At 41.9% G+C, this 1006-nt stretch carries 2 protein-coding genes; both read right to left on the reverse strand.

Annotated elements, in window-relative coordinates:
• Positions 1-293: 293 nt before the first annotated feature.
• Positions 294-467 carry a hypothetical protein gene (locus Q0257_RS02680; protein WP_298021238.1) on the reverse strand — a complete coding sequence of 58 codons (174 nt, stop codon included), beginning with the start codon at positions 465-467 and terminating at the stop codon, positions 294-296.
• A gap of 209 nt (positions 468-676) precedes the next feature.
• Positions 677-928, reverse strand: coding sequence for a hypothetical protein (locus tag Q0257_RS02685; protein WP_298021241.1), 252 nt, complete (start codon positions 926-928; stop codon positions 677-679).
• Positions 929-1006: the final 78 nt, after the last annotated feature.

Below are 1006 nucleotides of genomic sequence, written 5' to 3' on the forward strand. Positions count from 1 at the left end.
CGCACATACGCGGCGCGTGCCGCTCCGCAAAAAAAGCCGCAAACGCGCTAAATTCTAACCGCACGCTCCGAATTTTGGCATCGTAAATATCGGTAAATTTACACGCCCTACCCTGCTTGTGTCCGTGTTTTCTGCGTGCGTTAAGAGCAAAAATAGCGTCAGTATCGCAAACAGAACGAGCGGTTGAATGATAGGCTCGACAAAACAGGCGCCGCAAAGTATTCTTAACCGCAAAGTTTTCACGCAATGGTAAGAATTCCTGTAAAATTTTTCCTGCGAAACCGCTGCAAAATTTATCTGCGTTTTATATTGTGACCGTTTTTATCGATACATAAAAAGCCTGTCGTAAAACCTCCGTCATAGATCATCACTACTCCGTCTGCGGCAAATGTATCGTCGCAACCGATCTCATAGTCCTTTTTCACTTCCTCGCCCATGGGATCATCGAAAATATCATAAAAATACATGCCAAACCAACCCGCCTGGCGATATATATACTAACATATTTATCATCAACATGCACGCCTACGGCATTTGCGCCTTTTATTTTGTCTTTAAGCTCATCAAAAGTTTGCGCATCCCAGCCCAGAATTTTTAACGGTTCTACTATACTTGTTTTTTCGTCTGAATAGCTAAAGTTTGCGGTGCGGTTTTTATCCCAATCTTCAGCTACAAATCACTTAATCTTATCGCCGTCAAAAAGCACATTAAAGTAAATTTTATTCGGTCTTATCTCGCGCGCAAAATCGCGCAGAGCTAAAATTTGAGCTCGATTTTGCTCGTAATTTTTCGCTAAGCCCGGCTCTGCCGAACCTGCCGTAACATTTAGATAAACGACCACTCCTGCGACTAGCAAAAGCAAAGAGATGAAACAAAATTTTACGATATTACAAATAGCCGAAGTAAAGGAATTTATAGATTTTAACACACTTGTATCCTTAAATTTCATCGTCTACGCAAAGGGCAGAATTTTTTTGTAATTGCTCCACAGCTCGCTATCCTCGCC

The organism is uncultured Campylobacter sp., from assembly GCF_938018035.1.
Taxonomy (GTDB): domain Bacteria; phylum Campylobacterota; class Campylobacteria; order Campylobacterales; family Campylobacteraceae; genus Campylobacter_B.

Excerpts from the sequence above, each read along its gene's own strand:
- Q0257_RS02680 (WP_298021238.1), bottom strand. The coding sequence starts at position 467 with ATGTATTTTTATGATATTTTCGATGATCCCATGGGCGAGGAAGTGAAA.